Below are 20595 nucleotides of genomic sequence, written 5' to 3' on the forward strand. Positions count from 1 at the left end.
ACACGGATAAACACAGATGTTGAGTTTTCTGTAAAGTATTTTGCCACGGAGACACGGAAAACCACGGATCTTGTTTTTGTACACACGCAATTGTACCTGAACTTCAGAAATCACGGAAATAAATTAATTCTGTGTAAATCTGTGCATCCGTGGCAAAAAAAGTTGAAACAAAAAAGCACCTCTTTTCAGATGTGCTCAATTTATGTTTTTCACAGGTAGATTAAATTATCTTGCTTCAGGCACAAAAGTTAACACGATGTTTGCAGTTCTGCCACCAAATTCGATTGGTGATTTTAAAATCATCTGTGTGCTTGAAAGGTCGGTCAAAACCAAACGGTAACCTTCTGCTACATTTTTAGCTTTATCGCCTTCAAATATTTTTTTGAACTGGAAAGTCTGATCTTTAGGCGCTGCCGACCAGAAAATAGTTTGTATTACCGAACCACATGCGCTTGATGCCGGTAAAGTATACGAACCATTACCGCTATTGGTTAAATGCCAGGTACTACCTTGAAAACATTTATACGATTTTTCACCAAATAAACCTTGTACCGCACCATCAGGCAAACCCTCTAATGCTACATTACTTACTACCCAGTCGCGAACAACTGTACCTCTGCTACCCGTAACACCAGCAGTTACCCTTTTTGCGGTATTACAACTTTGTAACATTACTAAAGTAGAACATGCTATTGCGATAGCTATAAATAATCTTTTCATTTTTTGTTTAATTAAATTTCGACAAACTTGTTACATAAATCTTGCCAAAACCATTACGAACCTTAAATTAGCGCCAAATTATTAAATTGTATTTCGATATTACTTATACCACGAATAATTATCATGAAACCCGAAACCCTTGCTATTCACGCCTCTAATCTTATAAAAACTGCTACAGGTGATGTTACGCCACCGCTTAATCTATCTACAACTTTTTTTCGTGGCGAAGATGGCGGCTACCCCGGCGGACACATGTATAGCAGGGTAAGCAATCCAAACCGGTCTGCTTTAGAAAACACTGTAGCTAAATTAGAATATGGCGAAGATGCAGCAGCATTTTCTTCGGGCAATACCTGCGGACTGGCTATGTTTCAGGCTTTAAAACCTGGCAGCCATATTATAGCACCTGATGATATGTACTGGGGAATAAAAAAACAGTTGCTTACCATATTTAATGAGAGTTTAGAATTCGATTTTATCGATCAAACTGATTTAAACCTAATCAAAGCGACTATTAAACCGAATACCCAGCTCATCTGGATCGAAACTCCATCAAATCCATTGTTAAAGGTTACCGATATTGAAGAAATTGCAAAAATAGCTAAAGCTAAAAATATTCCATTGGTATGCGATAGTACTTTTGCTTCGCCTATTTTACAAAACCCCATTTTATTGGGCGCCGATATTGTGATGCATAGCAGCACCAAATATTTAGGTGGACATAGTGATGTACTGGGTGGGATTTTAGTAACAGCCAGGAAAGATGAATTATGGGAAAGGATTAAAAACATTCAGCAAACCGGTGGTGCAGTACCTGCTCCTTTCGATTGTTTTTTATTAACCCGAAGTATCAAAACGTTAGCCTACCGCATGAAAGGACATTGCGAAAATGGCAAAAAAGTCGCAGATTATTTAAACCAGCACCCCAATGTTGAAGCGGTATTTTATCCTGGATTGGAAAGTCACCCACAGCATGAGATTGCTAAAAAACAAATGAAAGACTTTAGCGGCATGATGTCGTTCCTGGTTAAAGGTGATGCAGCTGCTGCACATAAAGTAGTTAACAAAGTTCAGTTATTTGCACAGGCCACCAGTTTAGGTGGTGTGGAAAGCCTGATTGAACACCGTTATTCGGTAGAAGGACCTGATAGCACAACACCTAAAAACCTGCTCCGCATTTCTGTAGGATTGGAGCATATTGATGATATAATCGCCGATTTGGAACAGGCTTTAGCCTAAATTGAGTATATAATGTAACACCGTCCTCGTTTTTAATGAGGATGCACGAGAAAAGCGATTTTATCGCTGGGGGTATTTCTCTCTTTGTGCATTAAAAATGCACATCTCACTAATCGTAGTTACAAACGAGGACTAAAGCAAATAAATTAAGTGTAGACCTCGCAGGTTTTAAAAACCTACGAGGTCTTAAAATTTACTTCGGATTACAAACAGTAGTCAGCTTTAAAGAATAGTTAGCTTCCAGTGGTTCATTGGTTTGCGCCAAACGTTGCGAACCTGTATTTGCAGGGCAGGCAATATCACCGGCTGCATCATAAATGAGCTTATTTCCATTAGCCAGTAACTCTTTTGGCACATATACCTGGACTTTGGTAATCGAATATCCCGATGGGAAATAACGTACATAATAACCATCAGGATGTTTCGTCCAGATACCGCTTGGTACATCGCTGCGTGGTGGCGCCATTCCGGCAACAATAGCATATTTCTCCAGATCCGCATAAGTATAATTACCCGAGGCCACCAGCTGCCGAATATTATTTTCGGCCTCAAAAACTGCCCTCACGCCTGATGGTAACTGATCTTTTGCTTTTTCCATCACATCAAATGGCAAAACACCCAAAGCGCCACCTTCCAATTGGGTAAGCTGTTTGGTTGTTAATAATTTTATAGCGGTTAATTTAACCTGTCCATTATAGTCGGCAAATTTTGTTCTGGCAATAATGGTCCACAATAAAGCCTGTATATCGTGCTGTTCTACTTCGGGATGATTTTCGGCGCTTTTTAAAATGGAAACCACGATTTCCTCTTTCGGGCCCAAAACCGGGGCAAACATGTAACCATCACCTTTTGATGGGGCAAAAGTTCCGGCTTTTAAACAATAGCTTTTGTTTGTCATTTCGTACAAGCCTTCACAAAGTACAAAACCACCATCAGGATTTTTAGGCAATAAATATAATGGCTGTGCTTTCAATTTTAGTGAATTGATAAAGTCGGGCATTTTTTCACCTTCCCGATTCACATCTTCAAAACTGGTGGTGATCGCGGCTGGTTGCTTCAAGAACTTATCTACACCTAAGGCTTTGGCACCTTGGGCAGTTCCAATTTTTAATAATTTATCTTTAAGGCCTCCAAACTGAGCATTTACATTGCTTAAACCTGCCAGAAAAATGAGCAGGCTCAAACACAGGGATCTTGTGTTTTTCATGATGATTAGATTTAGATAGGTAACAAACTTATCATTTTATGTATTAAGTTTGTGTTAAAAGTTTTAAATAGTTAACTAATCATTAAAATACTAAATTCATTATCAGCAAGTTAATATAAATTCAAAATTTTATTTTGTGGATTAAAATTAATTTCAGACATTTGAAATATTATTTGGCGGAAAGCTGAATAAAAGTCAATCTAAACAGGTTGATTTATAAAGAAGTGGCGAGAGACTGGCTCTAAGACCCACTGGCAACCCTCAGAAAGAGAAGGTGCCAATTCCTGACCGGATAACACGGTGTTATCTGGAGATATAAATTAGAACTGATGAAAACATTAAATCTTCAATCGCCAAGCGAGCCCTGCGTAAACATTAAAACAGTAGAAAAATATTCTATTTCTTTTATTTGTTGCGATATGCGTGCGATTACTTGTATGTGCTGTTGCATACAGTAATTTAAAAATCTTCCTTTTTTGTCTTTTTCAAACTGGAAGGTCCCGGAAAACCGGGATACGCCATGTCAGGTTTTAGGGTTAACCTAAACCGCCATATCTCATCATTCAACAAATAAAACAGAAATTATGTCAACATCATATAAATTTGAAACGCTACAATTACACGCTGGTCAGGAAATAGATCCAACAACAGGCTCGAGGGCCGTACCGATTTACCAAACTACTTCTTATGGCTTTAACAGTGCAGAGCATGGTGCCAATTTATTTGCTTTAAAAGAGTTTGGAAATATCTACAGCAGGATCATGAATCCTACCAATGATGTTTTCGAAAAACGTATCGCAGCTTTAGAAGGCGGTGTGGCGGCCTTGGCTGTTGCATCAGGACAAGCTGCCCAGTTTATTGCATTAAACAATATTTTAGAAGCTGGCGATAGTATTGTTTCCTCTTCACATATATACGGTGGAACCTATAACCAGTTTAAAGTCGCTTTTAAACGTTTGGGCATACAGGTAGATTTTGCAAATCCGGATGTTCCTGAAGAATTTGAAAGTAAAATCACCGAAAAAACCAAAGCCATTTATCTCGAAACGATCGGCAACCCGGCATTTAGTATACCTGATTTTGAGAAAATTGCCGCAATTGCTAAAAAATACGATCTCCCTTTAGTGGTTGATAATACTTTCGGTGCTGGTGGTTATCTGTTTAAACCCTTAGAGCATGGTGCAAACATTGTGGTAGAATCAGCTACAAAATGGATCGGTGGACACGGAACAAGCATTGGTGGTGTAATTATCGATGGCGGAAACTACAACTGGGGCAATGGAAAATTCACTCAGTTCTCCGAGCCATCAGAAGGCTATCATGGCTTGGTTTTCAGTGATGTTTTTGGCATCGGCGGACCATTTGGCAATATTCAGTTTATTATCCGAGCACGTGTAGAGGGTTTAAGGGATTTAGGTCCGGCCCTATCGCCTTTCAACTCTTTCCTTTTATTACAAGGCTTAGAAACTTTATCGCTTCGCGTACAACGCCATGTTGATAATGCCTTAGAACTGGCTACCTGGTTAGAAAATCATCCTTTGGTTAAAGAAGTACAATATCCAGGTTTAACGAGCAGCAAATACAACAGCCTGGCAAAAAAATATTTAAGTAATGGTTTTGGTGCGGTTCTATCTTTCGAATTGGAAGGAAGTAAAGAAAATGCCACACAGGTGATCGATAATTTAAAACTGGTTTCTCACCTCGCAAATGTGGGTGATGCCAAAACATTGATTATCCAGCCTTCGGCAACTACACATCAGCAACTAAGCGAAGCCGAGCAATTGGCCGCTGGCGTAAAACCGAACGCATTACGGGTTTCAGTCGGTATTGAGCACATCGACGATATTAAGGCCGATTTTGAACAGGCTTTTGCAGCCATCCATGTTCCGGTTCCGACAGAGAGTTTATTAGCCTAAGCCCGTTCATTTTTCCGAATACAACAAAACAATGAGTACAGCATCAACGTATAATTATAATAAACAGTTTAAATTAGAAAGCGGGAAAAAGATCCGCAACCTGCAGATTGCTTATCAAACTTATGGCAAATTAAATGCTGCAAAGGATAACGTAATCTGGGTTTGCCATGCACTTACAGCAAATGCCGATGTTTTTGAATGGTGGGAAGGTTTGTTCGGGCAAAATGCTTTGTTCAATCCAGAAGATCATTACATCGTTTGCGCCAACGTTTTGGGCTCGCATTATGGTAGCACCAGTCCGTTACATACCAACCCGGTTAATGGTTTGCCTTATTACCTTTCCTTTCCACAGTTTACGATTCGTGATATGGTTTCAGCCCACCAGTTACTGGCGGCGCACCTGGGTATCGATTATATTAAATTATTGATTGGTGGTTCTTTAGGTGGGCAACAAGCTGTTGAATGGAGCATTTCAGAACCTAACAAAATAGAAAACCTGATTTTAATTGCTACAAATGCAGCACATTCTCCATGGGGCATTGCTTTTAACGAAAGTCAGCGTTTGGCCATTACTACCGACAGGACTTTTTACGCCAACCAACCCAATGGTGGCAGCAAAGGGTTAAAAACCGCCCGTAGCATTGCGCTTTTAAGTTACAGAACTTATAGTGCTTACGGCAGCACACAGGTAGAAAGTGTAAACGATAAAACTGATCATTTCAGGTCGTCTTCGTATCAGAATTATCAGGGAGAAAAACTAATCAACCGTTTTAATGCCTATAGCTATTACTATTTAACAAAAGCAATGGATAGCCACAATGTTGGCCGTAACCGCAAAAGTATTGCCGATGCTCTAAAACTGATCACAGCAAATACCCTGGTAATCGGAATAGAAAACGACGTATTATTTCCGTTATCGGAGCAACAATATTTAGCAGATCACATAACCGGAGCAGAATTTACAGCCTTACATTCTGATTATGGTCATGATGGTTTCCTGATCGAAACAGACGCCTTAACCAATATTATCGGAAATTTTATCAAAGAAAGCCGCAACAAGAAGATTATCAAGTTGCAGCAAACGGCCTAGATAATTAGTAAGGTAGAAGGCATAAAGGTGGAAGGTTTAGGGTTTATGATCAAGAAGAATAACTAAATCAGTTGGATCCTTAAAATCTGTATAATCAATTAAAATAACAACAATAATATAACCATGATTAATCGGAGTAATCCGTTAATCTGTGTAATCAAGTCTAAAATAATGAGTAAGAATTTAAAAATCGGTTTATTTGGTTTCGGCGTTGTGGGGCAAGGTTTACTGGATATTATCCAAAGCCAGAACCTGAACCTGGAGATCATAAAAATTGCGATAAAAGATCCCAGAAAAAAACGTACCCTAAATAAAGATCTGTTTACTACTGATCGTGATGAAATACTGAACAATACAGAAATCAATACGATTGTAGAATTAATCAACGATGCCGATGCAGCCTACGAAATTGTAACCACTGCATTAAAAAATGGCAAAAATGTAGTTTCTGCCAATAAAAAAATGATTGCTACGCATTTAAAAGAACTGGTAGATCTGCAGCAGGAATATGGTACTTCCCTATTATACGAAGGTGCGGTTTGCGGAAGTATCCCGATAATCCGTAACCTGGAAGAATATTACGATAATGAACTTTTCCATGCTTTAAGCGGCATTTTTAACGGATCGTCTAATTACATCCTTTCTAAAATATTCAACGAAAATCAGGATTATAACGCTGCATTAAAAGAAGCACAGGATTTAGGCTTTGCAGAAACTGATCCGATTTTAGACGTAGGAGGTTACGATCCGAAATACAAACTGGCCATTGCCACAGCACACGCTTATGGATTGTTTGTAAATCCGGATGCGATTTTAAATATTGGTATCCAAAACCTTTCATCGCACGACATTAAATACGCACGCGAGAAAAATTTCAAAATTAAACTGGTTCCAACGGCACGTAAAGTAAATACAAAAGATATTGTGACTTACGTGCTGCCTAAATTGGTAACCAAAGACGATTTCCTTTACAATGTAGAGAACGAGTATAATGCTGTGGCTGTTCAGGCGGCTTTTGCAGATAAACAGTTTTTCTATGGTAAAGGTGCCGGCGGCCACCCTACCGGTGCAGCTGTACTTTCGGATATTGCGGCTTTACGTTACGATTACCGTTACGAGTATAAAAAATATCATTCGGAAAACGGCGTGAAACATACAGACGAAATCCTGCTGGAAATCTATCTGCGTTATGCTGACGAAGATCTGATTACGCTGTTGGAATTTGATAATATCAGCGAACGTTATGCTGCAAATAGTTATAAATATGTGGTTGGAACAGTTAAACTGGAAAGTTTGATTAAAAACCGCGACCTGCTTCTGGATAAATCTGTTTTTGTAGCCTATACCGGCAGACAGATTTACAAACAGGATCAGTTAACAGAAAATGTTTTTGCCGAAGAATTGGCAACCCTATAACTTAATTTTAAGGTTAATTTTTTTATTTGTTTTGTTGTTAAGTACAAAGGTCGGAGCGAGTCCGGCCTTTTGCGTTTATTTAAAATGCGCTAAAATTCTATCTCTATCTTCATTAGGCTTATCGTTCTTATGATAAAGCTCAATAAAAATGATTTTCTTTTCCTCAGCGAAATAAGCATAAATTAATCTCAGCCCTGAATTTACGCCTTTACCTTTTAAACTATCGCAGGTTATTTTTTTAATCTTAATTACACAGGTCGTAATGCCTAAATTATCTATCCGAAAACTAAAAGGATTACGTTCATCAGGTTTTACCCTTAAAATGATTTTAACATCCTCTAAATCTGAATGCAGGCTACGGTATCGCTTTAAAAGTTTTTTGAGGTCTTTGTCAAATTCTATTATAGATTCAAAGCGCATAATTAATCGTTTTCTTCCTCATTATAAACCCTTACCGAATAAGGCAATTCGCGATAAAAAGCCAAATTGTAACTGATATCACAACCCATTTCCGTTACTTCCCAGGGTAAATCTTTATGGGAATAATCGCTGATGGCATTGGCAGACCAATCGCTCATCTGATCGATTACTTTATCAATTACGTCCTTTTCACTTGCTTTTAGCCTGGTTAAATCTGCTTTTTCCAGTGGTATAAAACGTTTTTGAGGAAAGCCTTTATAATCAGTTTTGATTTTTTCAATCTGTTTAAGCTCAATCATCTGGTCGATAATTGCATCCAGTTTTTGGGGAACCGGACCATAAGGAAGTTTTTTATAATTGGCTCCTGTTAAATGCTCCTCGTATAATTCGTAATAATTAAAATCAGAAAAATAAAGCAATTTATATAATACTGTTTCGCCTACATTGGGTTTGCCAGAACAATGTTCTAATATGTAAAGGAGGATATTTTTAAACTTATTTATATTTAAAGTGGGTACAGAAATACGTTCTTCAGCAATATTTTCTTCTGCTTCGTCAGGAAGTTCTAAATGCTGTTTGCTGTAAAAATCTTTGGATACAAAATCATCCAGAGAAAAGCTCAGAACAACCGATAGTTTTTGCATTTCACTAAAACTGATTCCTCTGTTACCTAACTCTATCTGTGTTAATGACGGACGCGAAATGCCAATGCTTTTCGCAAGATCATCCTGAGAGAAACCTTTTTTTAAACGCAGATTTATAATACGCTCACCAATTTCTTTTTTCGATATTTCATTTCCCATATACAAATATATGAAATGTTTTAAAAACGAACAACATGATGATCTATATTAAAACAAATCATTAATTATCTAAATTGCAATCATAGATAATGAGGGGAATTCATGCAGATATTAATCTGTGTTTATCCGCAAAACTTCTGACTTAAATTATAATTTATCAATATGGTTTAGGGCTTTAACCTGATATATTTTTCTATAATCACACGATCAACCCCAGCAGCTTCTACTTTTTCAATGCCTTTCTGGATTAAGGTATCCTGATGAATGGCCAGTTTAAAATTAAAGGTTTTACCTTCCCAGTTTTTGTTTTTATAATATTCGAGGTGTTCGGTGTAGTCCTCTCCTTTTAAAAGGAATGTTCCGCCACCCGCATCAAAACTGGTTGTATCTTTCGAATCAAGACTGTGTTTTAAAAATGCAAAGTGAGTATCGTTAAACATCTTGATCATTTTCAGCTTACCAGAGTAATCTGTTGTCTGGCTTTTTCCTTTATCAATGGTTGTAGCCGAAATCAATTGCCAGGTGCCCTGGATGTCAAGGTCTTTTTTGTTTTCATTTTTATTAGAACATGCCAACAACAAAAGCACAGCAAAAAGCATTAAGATGTTTCTCATAACGGTTTATATTATTTGGTTAAAATTATCCCCTTCCGGCCATTTTTATCAGCTTGTGGGCGAGGTCTTTTCCTAAATAGCCATCAATAATAGCATGCACCACATATAAAATAGGTGTCATTAAAATGGCTACCACAAATTTATAGGTGTAGTTAACCAGGCCAATAGCCGCAACCATCTGCCAGCTGTAATGGTACTGCGGGTTTAAATAAAAGGCAATAAAAATCACCACAAAACTGTCAATCAGCTGCGAAACCAGTGTAGAGCCGGTGGCGCGTAGCCATAAAGCCCGTTCGCCTGTAATCTTTTTAATCCGGTGGAAAATTAAAACATCGGCAAGCTGCCCGATGATAAAGGCAGTAATTGATCCTACGATGATCCACATTCCCTGCCCAAAAATGCCTGCAAAAGCGTTGTTCATATTAAGGTCTTCCCCGTTGATATTCTGATGTACCCAAAAGTCGGCTGCGCTTAAGTGCATCGATCCCCAAACCACTAAAAAAGCAAATGCAATAAGAATTGAAGTAAGAATGGAAAGGAAGCGGACCTGTTTTACACCGAAATATTCATTTATAATATCCGTCATTATAAAAATAATCGGCCAGGTTAATACGCCTGCCGACATTACAAATGAAAGATTCGGCACCCCAAGCAGATTAATATCAAACTTTTTGATACCCAATGTTTCTTCAACACTGAATAATTTAACTCCGATAAATTCTGATAATATGGCATTTGCCACGAAAAAGCTACCCAGAATGAGTAATAAACGGCTTTCTTTAGTTTTAAAAGTCATAGGCTATAAATCTAAAAATAAATCGCAGATTTTAATACAATCATGGTCTTATTTTTGAAAGGGGTAATACAAAGTTTACTCATCTCTGTCACTGTAAAATTAGTTTGAATTAAATTAATGATTTTTACAATCGTTCGACGTTAAAAATAGGTTCGCAACTTAAATCTCCCAATCTTTACGCCGTCAAAATCCGGTAACTTCATGGCTAAAAAACAACACTTTTTCTTAATACTTATTTTAGGTTCGCTGGCGGCGCTTGGCCCCTTTTCTATCGATATGTACCTGCCAGGTTTTGTGGATATTGCAAAAGATTTAAAAAGCACTGAATCTACAGTTGCACTTTCTTTATCCAGCTTTTTTATCGGGATTTCGGCTGGTCAGTTACTCTATGGACCGCTTTTAGATAAATTTGGCCGGAAAAAACCTTTATATTTTGGTTTAGCCCTTTACATTTTAGCTTCTGTTTGCTGTTTGGCCGTAACTGATGTAAATCAATTAATCGTGCTGCGTTTTATACAGGCTATTGGAAGTTGTGCAACAGCAGTGGCTTCTGTGGCCATGGTTAGGGACTTGTTTTCGGTAGAGGAAAGTCCAAAGGTTTTTGCTTCATTAATGCTGGTTATTGCCGTTTCGCCAATGCTGGCCCCAACCGCAGGTGGTTATCTCATTTCGGCATTAGGCTGGAAATATGTATTTGTATTTTTAGGATTAATGGCTGTTTTAATGTTGCTGGCATCAATTTTCAAATTACCCGAAAGTTATAAACCCGATCCGAATTACTCTTTAAAACCAAAACCTATTTTAACCAATTTTTTAACAGTTTTAAAAGAACCTCAGTTTTATACCTACGCGTTAATCAGTTCGATTACTTTTTCGGGACTGTTTGCTTATGTATCTTCCTCTCCACAGGTATTTATGAAGATTTATGAGGTAAGCAAAACGGGTTATGGCTGGATTTTCGCCTTGTTATCCGTATCGTTTATCGGCTCTAGTCAGGTTAATAGTTTAATTTTAAAATGGTTTACCAGTAAAAAAATAGTTACCTGGGCATTAATTGCACAATGTATTTTCAGTTTGATATTTTTGGTTTTTGCTTTAAATAACTGGTTGAGCCTATATTCCACTATTGGATTTATCGCCTTATTTTTGGCTTGTTTGGGATTGATTAACCCAAATGCGGCCGCTTTATCGCTTGCACCATTCACTAAAAATGCTGGAAGTGCTTCCGCTTTGATGGGCGCATTACAAATGGGCTTAGGTGCACTGGCGTCAGTAATGGTAAGTTTATTCAGCGAGCATTCTGTAGTGCCTATGCCTTTGGTAATGACAGCTGCAGCATTTATAGCCTTATTGTGTTTATTTATAGGCCGAAGATTTATTACTACCGAAGTTGAAGCTTCTTCCGATTCGACTGTTGTGGCACATTAAATTTGTTAGACTACATAAAGCACTAAGACACAAAGAAAGCAGCAATACGCTCCTACTTCGTGTCTTAGTGTTGAAAATTTATGGCACAAATACCTTATAAATAATATAACAGATAATCGTTCCTACAGCGACGATAATGAAACCGCTTAAGCGTTTCTTTTTGATGAAACAGATCAGAATAATGCCCGAGATGGATACCAATGTCATCAGCACTGCTGAAATATCGATAATCCACGACCAGGCCTTACCCGAATCACGGCCCTTATGCAGGTCGTTCATTATGGCCACCGCACCAAACCTGGTGGTGCTTAATTCATATTTACCCGTTTCACGGTCAATAAAAGAATCAGCAAGATAGCCTGGGCCATTAAAGGTTAAACTGATTTCACGGTCATCAATCCTAAAATCGCTCAAAGCTCCTTTTACTTGGTGTTTGCTCCTGAAAAACTCTACCAATTGTAATTTATTGATTTTGTTGGTATCAGGCTGGTTTACCCACTTTAAATTCACTGACCCCGAATCTTTAACTACTACTTCCTTTCCTGATGTAAACCAATCGGCATGGTTTAAGGTTAAGCCTGATACCGCAAAAAACAACAGGATGGTAAAACTTACCATCGACAGATAAATATGCAGCCAACGGGATGCACCCGCTAATCGTTTTTTGCCTTTGCCCTTCCCGCTATCCTTTTTTACAGGCTTTTTTCCTAGTCCGCCGGGTGCCGAAACGATATTACTTTTTTGGGATTTTTCTGTAGTCAAGGGATGCTGATGCTAGTTCTGTATTTGGGGTTAATTCTATTTTTTGTGCCGAACCGGTAAATTTCATTTCTTTCGAAATTACCTGGTAGGTGCCATGTTCGCGGGCTACTTCGATGTAAACGGTATAAGTTCCTGCTTTTACCAGATTTCCGCTGTCATCTTTTCCATCCCATGACAGGCTATATTTTCCAGGTCCACGCGTAGCAGAACTGGTCGAACTTAATTTCCCTTCCGCTCCTTTTTTAAATTCATCGCCATTGGCACGGTTCCACGATTTTAAATCCGGTAACCAACGTGGTTTATTATACCAGATAGCAAGATTGCATACAGGTGTTTTAGCAGCATCTTCAACCCACACAGCCACAAACGGACGACGAACACGTTTTCCGTCTGTTGATTCGATGTTAGCGATTTCCAAATTAACGATCAATTCGTATTTGGTATTCCAAAGTTTATCAGCTTTATTTGCTTTGGTTAAAGCCATCGCTGGTTTCTCTGAAAGGGTTTCATATTTAGCCCAGGCTTTATTTTTAATTTCTTTACCGTCTTTAGTAACCAATAAATAAGCAATATCATTTCTATTGGCAACTATTTTCTCAATTTCCGAAAGCGATAATACATTAAAAGAAGTTGCTAAAGCTCCCGCTTCGCTCGCATCAGGCGCAATAACTGTAGCGCTGATAATTTCTGAAGCAGGTTTTCCGGTTCGTGGGTCAACAATGTGCGAATACCATTTACCGTATACGCTAAATCCCCTGCGGTAATTACCACTGGTGGCCACAGCCATATTGGAAACTTTGATCGTGGTTAAAGCAGCATCATTTTCGGCATCAGCTTTAGGATTGGCTATTGCAATGTTTTCGGCCTGATTTCCTTTGATAACCATATCACCGCCAATGTTTACTACCACATTCTCAATTCCTATAGTTTGTAAAGCTTTTTCAGCAGCCTTATTGATAATGTAACTTTTAGCAAAAGAATTTAAGGCCAAAGGCACATCATCCACACGGGTAACAGTTTGATCTTGTTTATTTAATAAATAATGTTTCTGTTTAACCAGTGCCACTGCGCTTTCCAGTTCATTGGCTCTTGGCAAACGGTTTTCGGCAGCTGCTTTCTTCCACATATTGCCGATTAAAGCTGCTGAAGCATCGAGCGCACCGTTAGTAGAGTTTTTATAGTTTTCAAATTGTTGTAAAACCTCAAATAATTCAGGAGAAACCTTAGTGGGTTGTTTTCCGTTTTTCATCCATTTACTAAACTCACTCGAAGTTTTGTAGGCACTCAAAATATTATCCAATCTATCTATTTCATTTAAGGCATGCTGCTCAGCCAAATCTGCATCAGCCTGATTTGTTGCTTTAAATTTTAATTCTAAAGAAGTACCGAGTACATTCTCATAGTTGGAAACAAATGTTCTTAAAACTTTTTTGGGACTCACAAATGCCGAAGCAGTGATCACCAGTAAAAAGATGGCGGTTAAGTGTTTAAATTTCATTTAGGAATTTTTGAGATTTTAATGCAAAGAAAATAGTTTATCTGGAATAATTTTAAATAAGCAGAAATTATATTTGAAATAATACAAATTTACTGGCAAGTTGATTTATTTCGTACCCGTTTATGGACGTAAATTAGATCGAAGGGTTTAATAATTATCACTAAAAAATAAAACTTATTTCCCTTATTCCGCTTTGGCTTTTCATATTCCGGTTTAGTGTTTATGCTTTTTTTTGCTATTTTCGCTTATAAGATGCTGAATATACAATCTAAACTTCCTGGTGTAGGTACCACCATTTTTTCGGTGATGAGTAAACTTGCGGCAGAACACAATGCCATTAATTTATCACAAGGTTTTCCTGATTACGCCTGCGACCCTGAGTTGGTTAAATTGGTAAACAAAGCTATGAAAGATGGTTTTAACCAATATGCACCCATGCCGGGTTCTGCCTTTTTAAAAGAAACCATTGCAGAAAAAGTTGAGGCACTTTATAAGATAAAATATAATCCGGATACCGAAATTACAGTTACGGCTGGCGGAACACAGGCCATTTTTACCGCCCTGGCTGCTATTATCAACGCAGGCGATGAAGTCATTATTTTTGAGCCTGCCTACGATAGCTATGCACCTACGATCAAACTTCTGGGTGGTTTGGTTAAAACTTACGAACTGGCTCCTCCTAATTATGGTATAGATTGGGACATGGTAAAAAAACTGTTCACCGCCAAAACACGGATGATTATTTTAAATACCCCACAAAATCCAACTGGAAGTATTTTATCATCGGACGACATGGAATCGCTGATTAAATTGGTTACCGGTACCGATATTTTAATTTTAAGTGATGAGGTTTACGAACATTTGATTTACGATGAACAAAAGCACCAGAGTGTAATGCTTTACCCTGAATTAAAACAGCGGAGCTTTATTGTGGCATCATTCGGGAAACTTTTACATACCACAGGATGGAAACTTGGCTACTGTCTCGCGCCCGAAAAACTCACTAAAGAATTCAGGAAAGTACACCAATTTAATGTTTTCAGCGTTAATAGTCCCATGCAGCAGGCCATTGCCGAATACCTTAAACAACCTAAAAATTACACCGGACTTGCCAGTTTTTTTCAAAAGAAAAGGGATTATTTCAGAGGTCTTTTAGCCGAAAGCCGTTTTACACTTTTGCCCTGTAACGGTTCATATTTTCAATGTGCAAGCTATAGTGATATCAGCGATGAAAAAGATACCGATTTTAGCATGCGCCTGATCAGAGAATTCGGAGTGGCAACCATTCCGGTTTCAGCTTTTTACCAGAAAGCGACCGATCATAAAATTATCCGCTTCTGCTTTGCTAAAGAAGATGCTACGCTCGCAAAAGCTGCAGAGAAATTAAAAAATGTTTAACGAGTTCAAAAACTATAAAAAATGGAAGCACCCGTTTACACTCAAATAGAAAATCTGAAAGTTACTGTTTTTCAGGCCTATCTTTTTTGGGAAAACATTGAAAAAAACCTCTTAAACTTAGCATTAAGGCTCTCAATGGGTGTTCGGGAAAAAACCGACATCATCGTATTGCCCGAAATGTTCAATACAGGTTTTAGCATGAATTCTGAAGCTTTGGCGGAGGAAATGGGTGGAAAAACGATGCAATGGATGCAAAAAATGGCGCACCAGTATAACTGTATCGTTACCGGAAGTTTAATTATAAAAGAAAACAACCAATACTTTAACCGTTTGATCTGGATGGAGCCTGATGGCAAACACCAACATTACGATAAACGGCATCTGTTTGGCATGGGCGATGAAGACAATCATTTTAGTCCGGGCAAAGAAAAACTAATTGTTGAACTTAAAGGCTGGAAAATCAGGCTGGCCATCTGTTACGATCTCCGTTTTCCCGTTTGGTTGCGGAATGTTGACCAGGAATATGACATTTTACTCCTCGTTGCAAACTGGCCTGACAGACGCTCGGCACACTGGAAAGCCTTGATTCCCGCACGGGCAATTGAGAACCAGAGTTATGTAATTGCAGTGAACCGTGTAGGGCATGATGGGAACCAGATTTATCACAGCGGACTATCTATGTGTTTAGATCCTTATGGTAATACTGTATATTATAAACCAGAGGATGAGGATTTATATACCTTCAGCATCAATTATGAAGAGCTCGTTAAAATCAGAAGGCAGTTTCCGTTTTTAAAGGATGCGGATCGATTTACGATTGAAAATTAAATCCGAAGATTAAGGTGAAGTTTTAGAGTATTAGTAAAACGATTAATGTTTAGCAATAACAATGATCAAATTGCAATAACCAATAATCAAATTATAATAATCAATGATCAAATCGCAGTAACCAATGATCAAATTGCAATAATCAATGATCAGATTACAATAATCAATAATCAAATCACAATAACCAATAATCAAATCGCAATAACCAATAATCAAATCGCAAGAATCAATAATCAAATCACAATAACCAAGCTAGAGCGATCGATCCAACAATCCAGCAATAAAGCAATTTAACAATACAATTAACCCATTTCAACAATTAACCCAACAAATGTTTAACCGCCGTAAATTTATAAAAGCATCTGCCCTATCTGCTGGCTTGCTTGCCATTGATAAAAGCAGTATTGCTAATGCGATTCCAGAGAAAAGATCAAAAATTGCAAACCTACCAATTGTAATTTCTACCTGGGATTTTGGTATTGCCGCCAATGCAGACGCCTGGAAAGTTTTGTCAACCGGCGGCCGCGCGCTAGATGCTGTTGAACAGGGTGTTTGGGTACCCGAAGCCGATGAAAAAAATCAATCGGTGGGTTATGGCGGTTTGCCCGATCGTGACGGGAAAGTTACCCTCGATGCCTGTATTATGGATGAGCAGGGGAACTGTGGGGCAGTACTGGCGCTCGAACATATTAAACATCCCATTTCGGTAGCCCGTAAAGTAATGGAAAAAACACCTCACGTAATGCTGGCCGGCGATGGTGCTTTACAATTTGCTTTAGAACAGGGGTTTAAAAAAGAGAATCTGCTCACCCCTGCCAGCGAAAAAGCATGGAAAGAGTGGTTAAAAACGGCTAAATATGAGCCGGTAATGAATATTGAAAATAAACTATACGAAAAAGCTGCACCACAGAAACTACCCGGAAACCAATATAATCACGATACCATTGGTATGCTGGCTATTGATGCTAAGGGCAATATTTCTGGAGCCTGCACCACCAGCGGCATGGCATATAAACTCCATGGAAGAATTGGCGATAGTCCGATTATTGGCGCCGGATTATATGTAGATAACGAAATTGGTGGTGCAACCTCTACTGGTGTAGGCGAAGAAGTGGTAAGGAATGTAGGCTCATTTTTAGTTGTAGAACTGATGCGTCAGGGTTACACACCGGAAGCTGCCTGCAAAGAAGCGGTGATGCGCATCATCAAAAAGAAACCAGAAACGGCTAAAAATATACAGGTGGGCTTTTTGGCCATCAATAAAAAAGGCGAATATGGTGCTTATGCCATTCAACAGGGCTTTAGCTATGCGGTTTGCAATGCAGAAAAACAGGATTTACTGATCAAGGGAAAGAGTTATTATTAGGAAATCAATTCAACAGAATAAACCTAATTTATAATGGGCCTATTATCTAAAATTTTTGGAAAAAAGAATGTTGAAGAGCGTAAGGACGAACCTGATATGGTGTATATTCCAAGCGAAGATGAGCGCATGAACTGGGCAATAGAAAAGGCCAATTTAACGCTTTGGTATTTTGAAAAAAGTTTGGCTAATCCACAGCCTCATCATGTTTATTTTTCTATTAAAGTTCACATTATAGACGGAGAAAACAGCGAACACATTTGGCTAACTGAACCCCATTTTGATGATGAGGGTAATTTATTTGGTACGGTAGGTAACGAACCGGTAAGTGTGAGTACAGTAAAACTAAACCAGAGGATCGGAATCGACCGCGATCTGATATCAGACTGGATGAGCATCGAAAATGGCAGGTTAATCGGCGGATACACCATAAGGGCAATTAGAGATGGCATACCTGAAAAGGACAGAGCAGAATTCGACAATAGCATTGGCATGTACATAGATGAAGGAGTGGATCATTTCAGAATGGATTTTGATACTCCAGAAGGTGCAATATTAGCACTTGAAAATGCGTATAATGTTAAAGATATTGATGCTGCAATAGCGTGTAAAGATTTTTTTGAAGAGGCAAATATCATGCTTTCTAAAATGAACATGGAATTAGATAATGACATCATTGATAAAACAGCAGAAGTACTTAGGTTATCATTTATCAAAAGTATTAATGAAAATGGCTTCCCTAACTTTTCCGGTCTGCAGAACGCTTTTCCCGAAAGGAAAAAAATTGATGATTCTCATTACATAATTACCGAAGTATGTTGGTTTCCTGATGGAGGAAAATCCGTACAGCTCCTTAATACCTATAAATCAGCAAAAGGCTGGGTAGTTTTAGGTCCGGTTGATACAGCAGAATAATTTATTAATCTCCATTTATTAGAAGAAATGAAAAGTGAAGAGATTTATCCAATCACCAAAAATGCCTGTTTAGAAGTATGTGCAAATTCTTATGCCTCGGCTCTCGCTGCGCAAAAAGGCGGTGCGAAAAGGGCGGAATTTTGCGATAATCTCGCCGAAGGTGGTACTACGCCGAGTTATGCGCAGATTGCTTTGGCAAAGAAAAATCTATCCATTGAAATATGGCCGATTATCCGGCCTAGGGGTGGTGATTTTTTATATTCCGCTATGGAGTTTGAGTTAATGAAAGAAGATATAAAAATCTGTAAATCATTAAATTGTGAAGGTGTTGTTATAGGAATTCTCAATGCAGATGGAACTATTGACAGGCAAAGATGTGCAGAACTTATGGAATTGGCCAAACCGATGGATGTTGCCTTTCACAGGGCGTTCGACATGAGTAATGACATGGATCAGGCGTTGGAAGATTTAATCGGACTCGGTATTAAAAGGGTATTGACTTCCGGTGGTGCATCTTCGGCTATATTGGGTGCTGAAAAACTAACTCAATTGGTAAAACAAGCAAATGGTAGAATTACGATAATGCCCGGAGCCGGAATAAACGAAAACAATATCCAACAATTAATTAAACAAACCGGAGCAACTGAATTTCATGCTTCGGCAAAGGAGTTTGTGGAGAGCAAAATGAAGTTTCGGAATACTGAAAGTAAAATGGGTAGTATTGAGGATGAATACCGCTATGAACTGACTTCAGAAACTAAAGTAAAAGCCCTGGTTGATTGTATTAAGATGATGAAATAAGATTCGTCATTTCGACTGAAGCATCGCGAAAAGGAGAAATCTATGCGATATTATTATCAATAGATTTCTCCGCTATAGAGAAAATGACGATTTTCTTTATTTGAGAAAACGCGATGGTTTGTGGAGACACAAACATGAAGTCTATCCCAATGTTTCTTTCATCAAACGCGTATAAAACTCCTTAAGTGTAATACCCATCGCCGCTACCTGTTGTGGAATAAAACTGGTTGCTGTTTGGCCGGGTATGGTATTGATTTCGATAAAATAGAACTTACCGGTTTCGTGTTCCAGGAAATAATCTACCCTAACCACTCCCCTGCAGTTTAATTTTTTATAAACATCGGTAACTACCTGTTGAACGCGTACCAACTCTTCGTCATTCATGCGGCCGGGTGTAATTTCTTCGGTAGATCCTGGCGTATATTTAGCTTCAAAATCAAAAAACTCGTTCTTGGGGATCACTTCAGTGGTTGGTAAAACTGTAATCTTTCCTTCGGCCCCAAAAATACCGATCGAAAATTCCCTTCCGCTCACAAATTCCTCGATCAAAACCTGCGTATCCTCCTTAAAAGCCTTTTCAACTGCTTCATCCAGATCATCTGCATGTTTTACCTTACTCATGCCAATGCTGCTTCCGCCGCTATTCGGTTTAACAAAGTAAGGCAATCTTAAATCTTCCTTGATTTTGGCTAAACTGTAATTTCCTCCTTTAAAAATCTGTACAGATTTAGCGGTATATAAATTTTCAATTCCTTCTACAATGGCCTTTGTATAGCCCTTATTCATCGTGATAGATGATGTTAGCGCATCACATGTGGTGTATGGGATTCCTAACATATCGAAATAACCCTGTAATTTTCCATCTTCGCCCGGCGAACCGTGTATGATAATAAAAACACCGTCAAATTTTATTTTTCGACCCTCAATGGTTAAGGAGAAATCATTTTTATCAATTTCAATTTTAACAGAATCGGCCGGTTCATAAAACCATCCTTTTTCGTTGAGCATAATCTTATAAACATCGTATAAATTGGGATCGATGTTCTGGGCAATGGTTGCTGCACTTTTTACCGAAACAACCCATTCGCCTGTGGTACCGCCTGTTAACAACGCAATAGTTTTCTTCATGTCGAAAATCCTTTTATAAATAGAAATTGAATATAAATATATCCCCAAAAATATAAATATCTTTGTGCTTTGACGCCATTAACGGAACAATTATTGAAGATGAATTCGTCAAATTAATGAATGATCGATTGACAGAATTAGTGATTGATTGAATGGAAGAATTAATGAAAGAATGAATGATTGAATATCAAATATAAACCGAGTGCTATTCATTCATTAATTCAATCAATCTTTCATTCGATATTCTATCAAT

19 protein-coding genes and 1 riboswitch are annotated in these 20595 nt (G+C 38.3%); of the genes, 10 read left to right on the forward strand and 9 right to left on the reverse strand.

Features of this window, described 5'->3' with window-relative positions:
* Window positions 1–225 precede the first annotated feature (225 nt).
* Window positions 226–720 (reverse strand): hypothetical protein, encoded by a 495-nt coding sequence (locus DRW42_RS23145; protein ID WP_244215356.1) that lies wholly within the window; start codon window positions 718–720, stop codon window positions 226–228.
* A 123-nt stretch (window positions 721–843) separates the two neighbouring features.
* Here DRW42_RS23145 and DRW42_RS23150 point away from each other — a divergent pair, with 123 nt between their 5' ends.
* The gene (locus DRW42_RS23150; RefSeq protein ID WP_113951248.1) at window positions 844–1959 is read left to right on the forward strand and encodes a trans-sulfuration enzyme family protein; all 1116 of its coding nucleotides are present in this window, start codon (window positions 844–846) and stop codon (window positions 1957–1959) included.
* A gap of 193 nt (window positions 1960–2152) precedes the next feature.
* Here DRW42_RS23150 and DRW42_RS23155 read toward each other — a convergent pair whose 3' ends face one another.
* A complete protein-coding gene (locus DRW42_RS23155) occupies window positions 2153–3166 on the reverse strand; it encodes a hypothetical protein (RefSeq protein WP_113951249.1) in 1014 nt (337 codons plus the stop codon).
* A gap of 211 nt (window positions 3167–3377) precedes the next feature.
* Window positions 3378–3488: riboswitch (SAM riboswitch) on the forward strand.
* Between the two features lie 262 nt (window positions 3489–3750).
* On the opposite strand from DRW42_RS23155, the gene DRW42_RS23160 reads away from it, so the two are divergent.
* The 3 genes from DRW42_RS23160 (at window position 3751) to DRW42_RS23170 (ending at window position 7588) form a co-directional block, all read left to right on the forward strand.
* Window positions 3751–5082 carry an O-acetylhomoserine aminocarboxypropyltransferase/cysteine synthase family protein gene (locus DRW42_RS23160; protein WP_113951250.1) on the forward strand — a complete coding sequence of 444 codons (1332 nt, stop codon included), beginning with the start codon at window positions 3751–3753 and terminating at the stop codon, window positions 5080–5082.
* Between the two features lie 31 nt (window positions 5083–5113).
* Window positions 5114–6172, forward strand: coding sequence for a homoserine O-acetyltransferase family protein (locus DRW42_RS23165; protein ID WP_113951251.1), 1059 nt, complete (start codon window positions 5114–5116; stop codon window positions 6170–6172).
* Window positions 6173–6343: 171 nt separating this feature from the next.
* Window positions 6344–7588, forward strand: coding sequence for a homoserine dehydrogenase (locus tag DRW42_RS23170; RefSeq protein WP_113951252.1), 1245 nt, complete (start codon window positions 6344–6346; stop codon window positions 7586–7588).
* Between the two features lie 75 nt (window positions 7589–7663).
* On the opposite strand, the gene DRW42_RS23175 is transcribed toward DRW42_RS23170, so the two are convergent.
* From DRW42_RS23175 to DRW42_RS23190, 4 genes are all read right to left on the reverse strand, one after another.
* Window positions 7664–8008 (reverse strand): hypothetical protein, encoded by a 345-nt coding sequence (locus tag DRW42_RS23175; RefSeq protein ID WP_113951253.1) that lies wholly within the window; start codon window positions 8006–8008, stop codon window positions 7664–7666.
* A gap of 2 nt (window positions 8009–8010) precedes the next feature.
* A complete protein-coding gene (locus tag DRW42_RS23180) occupies window positions 8011–8811 on the reverse strand; it encodes a type II toxin-antitoxin system antitoxin SocA domain-containing protein (RefSeq protein WP_113951254.1) in 801 nt (266 codons plus the stop codon).
* Window positions 8812–8978: 167 nt separating this feature from the next.
* A complete protein-coding gene (locus tag DRW42_RS23185) occupies window positions 8979–9425 on the reverse strand; it encodes a hypothetical protein (protein WP_113951255.1) in 447 nt (148 codons plus the stop codon).
* A 25-nt stretch (window positions 9426–9450) separates the two neighbouring features.
* Window positions 9451–10221, reverse strand: coding sequence for a queuosine precursor transporter (locus DRW42_RS23190; protein WP_113951256.1), 771 nt, complete (start codon window positions 10219–10221; stop codon window positions 9451–9453).
* A 201-nt stretch (window positions 10222–10422) separates the two neighbouring features.
* Here DRW42_RS23190 and DRW42_RS23195 point away from each other — a divergent pair, with 201 nt between their 5' ends.
* A complete protein-coding gene (locus DRW42_RS23195) occupies window positions 10423–11649 on the forward strand; it encodes a multidrug effflux MFS transporter (RefSeq protein ID WP_113951257.1) in 1227 nt (408 codons plus the stop codon).
* A gap of 78 nt (window positions 11650–11727) precedes the next feature.
* Here the strand turns inward: DRW42_RS23195 and DRW42_RS23200 are convergent, their stop codons facing one another.
* Both DRW42_RS23200 and DRW42_RS23205 read right to left on the reverse strand, forming a co-directional pair.
* Window positions 11728–12411: a PepSY-associated TM helix domain-containing protein gene (locus DRW42_RS23200; protein WP_208643618.1), complete on the reverse strand. Its 684-nt coding sequence runs from the start codon at window positions 12409–12411 to the stop codon at window positions 11728–11730.
* On the reverse strand, window positions 12383–13909 hold the full coding sequence (locus DRW42_RS23205) for a DUF2271 domain-containing protein (protein ID WP_113951258.1): 1527 nt from the start codon (window positions 13907–13909) through the stop codon (window positions 12383–12385). Before DRW42_RS23205 ends, DRW42_RS23200 begins: the two co-directional genes overlap by 29 nt.
* Window positions 13910–14161: 252 nt before the next feature.
* On the opposite strand from DRW42_RS23205, the gene DRW42_RS23210 reads away from it, so the two are divergent.
* The 5 genes from DRW42_RS23210 (at window position 14162) to DRW42_RS23230 (ending at window position 19214) form a co-directional block, all read left to right on the forward strand.
* A complete protein-coding gene (locus tag DRW42_RS23210; protein ID WP_113951291.1) occupies window positions 14162–15307 on the forward strand; it encodes a methionine aminotransferase in 1146 nt (381 codons plus the stop codon).
* A gap of 21 nt (window positions 15308–15328) precedes the next feature.
* Window positions 15329–16135 carry a nitrilase family protein gene (locus tag DRW42_RS23215; protein ID WP_208643619.1) on the forward strand — a complete coding sequence of 269 codons (807 nt, stop codon included), beginning with the start codon at window positions 15329–15331 and terminating at the stop codon, window positions 16133–16135.
* 331 nt (window positions 16136–16466) lie between these two features.
* A complete protein-coding gene (locus DRW42_RS23220; RefSeq protein ID WP_113951259.1) occupies window positions 16467–17501 on the forward strand; it encodes a glycosylasparaginase in 1035 nt (344 codons plus the stop codon).
* Between the two features lie 33 nt (window positions 17502–17534).
* Complete coding sequence (locus DRW42_RS23225; protein WP_113951260.1) at window positions 17535–18413, forward strand: YegJ family protein; 879 nt, start codon at window positions 17535–17537, stop codon at window positions 18411–18413.
* A 27-nt stretch (window positions 18414–18440) separates the two neighbouring features.
* Window positions 18441–19214, forward strand: a complete 774-nt coding sequence (locus DRW42_RS23230; RefSeq protein WP_113951261.1) for a copper homeostasis protein CutC — start codon at window positions 18441–18443, stop codon at window positions 19212–19214.
* A gap of 141 nt (window positions 19215–19355) precedes the next feature.
* Here DRW42_RS23230 and DRW42_RS23235 read toward each other — a convergent pair whose 3' ends face one another.
* A complete protein-coding gene (locus DRW42_RS23235) occupies window positions 19356–20342 on the reverse strand; it encodes a D-alanine--D-alanine ligase (protein ID WP_113951262.1) in 987 nt (328 codons plus the stop codon).
* Window positions 20343–20595 lie beyond the last annotated feature (253 nt).

Origin of the sequence: Pedobacter miscanthi, assembly GCF_003315595.1 — a bacterium.
Lineage (GTDB): Bacteria > Bacteroidota > Bacteroidia > Sphingobacteriales > Sphingobacteriaceae > Pedobacter > Pedobacter miscanthi.

Bases quoted from the DNA above. Each gene is read 5' to 3' on its own strand.
- DRW42_RS23145 (WP_244215356.1), bottom strand. From the start codon at position 720: ATGAAAAGATTATTTATAGCTATCGCAATAGCATGTTCTACTTTAGTA.
- DRW42_RS23150 (WP_113951248.1), top strand. From the start codon at position 844: ATGAAACCCGAAACCCTTGCTATTCACGCCTCTAATCTTATAAAAACT.
- DRW42_RS23155 (WP_113951249.1), bottom strand. From the start codon at position 3,166: ATGAAAAACACAAGATCCCTGTGTTTGAGCCTGCTCATTTTTCTGGCA.
- DRW42_RS23160 (WP_113951250.1), top strand. From the start codon at position 3,751: ATGTCAACATCATATAAATTTGAAACGCTACAATTACACGCTGGTCAG.
- DRW42_RS23165 (WP_113951251.1), top strand. From the start codon at position 5,114: ATGAGTACAGCATCAACGTATAATTATAATAAACAGTTTAAATTAGAA.
- DRW42_RS23170 (WP_113951252.1), top strand. From the start codon at position 6,344: ATGAGTAAGAATTTAAAAATCGGTTTATTTGGTTTCGGCGTTGTGGGG.
- DRW42_RS23175 (WP_113951253.1), bottom strand. From the start codon at position 8,008: ATGCGCTTTGAATCTATAATAGAATTTGACAAAGACCTCAAAAAACTT.
- DRW42_RS23180 (WP_113951254.1), bottom strand. From the start codon at position 8,811: ATGGGAAATGAAATATCGAAAAAAGAAATTGGTGAGCGTATTATAAAT.
- DRW42_RS23185 (WP_113951255.1), bottom strand. From the start codon at position 9,425: ATGAGAAACATCTTAATGCTTTTTGCTGTGCTTTTGTTGTTGGCATGT.
- DRW42_RS23190 (WP_113951256.1), bottom strand. From the start codon at position 10,221: ATGACTTTTAAAACTAAAGAAAGCCGTTTATTACTCATTCTGGGTAGC.
- DRW42_RS23195 (WP_113951257.1), top strand. From the start codon at position 10,423: ATGGCTAAAAAACAACACTTTTTCTTAATACTTATTTTAGGTTCGCTG.
- DRW42_RS23205 (WP_113951258.1), bottom strand. From the start codon at position 13,909: ATGAAATTTAAACACTTAACCGCCATCTTTTTACTGGTGATCACTGCT.
- DRW42_RS23210 (WP_113951291.1), top strand. From the start codon at position 14,162: ATGCTGAATATACAATCTAAACTTCCTGGTGTAGGTACCACCATTTTT.
- DRW42_RS23215 (WP_208643619.1), top strand. From the start codon at position 15,329: ATGGAAGCACCCGTTTACACTCAAATAGAAAATCTGAAAGTTACTGTT.
- DRW42_RS23220 (WP_113951259.1), top strand. From the start codon at position 16,467: ATGTTTAACCGCCGTAAATTTATAAAAGCATCTGCCCTATCTGCTGGC.
- DRW42_RS23225 (WP_113951260.1), top strand. From the start codon at position 17,535: ATGGGCCTATTATCTAAAATTTTTGGAAAAAAGAATGTTGAAGAGCGT.
- DRW42_RS23230 (WP_113951261.1), top strand. From the start codon at position 18,441: ATGAAAAGTGAAGAGATTTATCCAATCACCAAAAATGCCTGTTTAGAA.
- DRW42_RS23235 (WP_113951262.1), bottom strand. From the start codon at position 20,342: ATGAAGAAAACTATTGCGTTGTTAACAGGCGGTACCACAGGCGAATGG.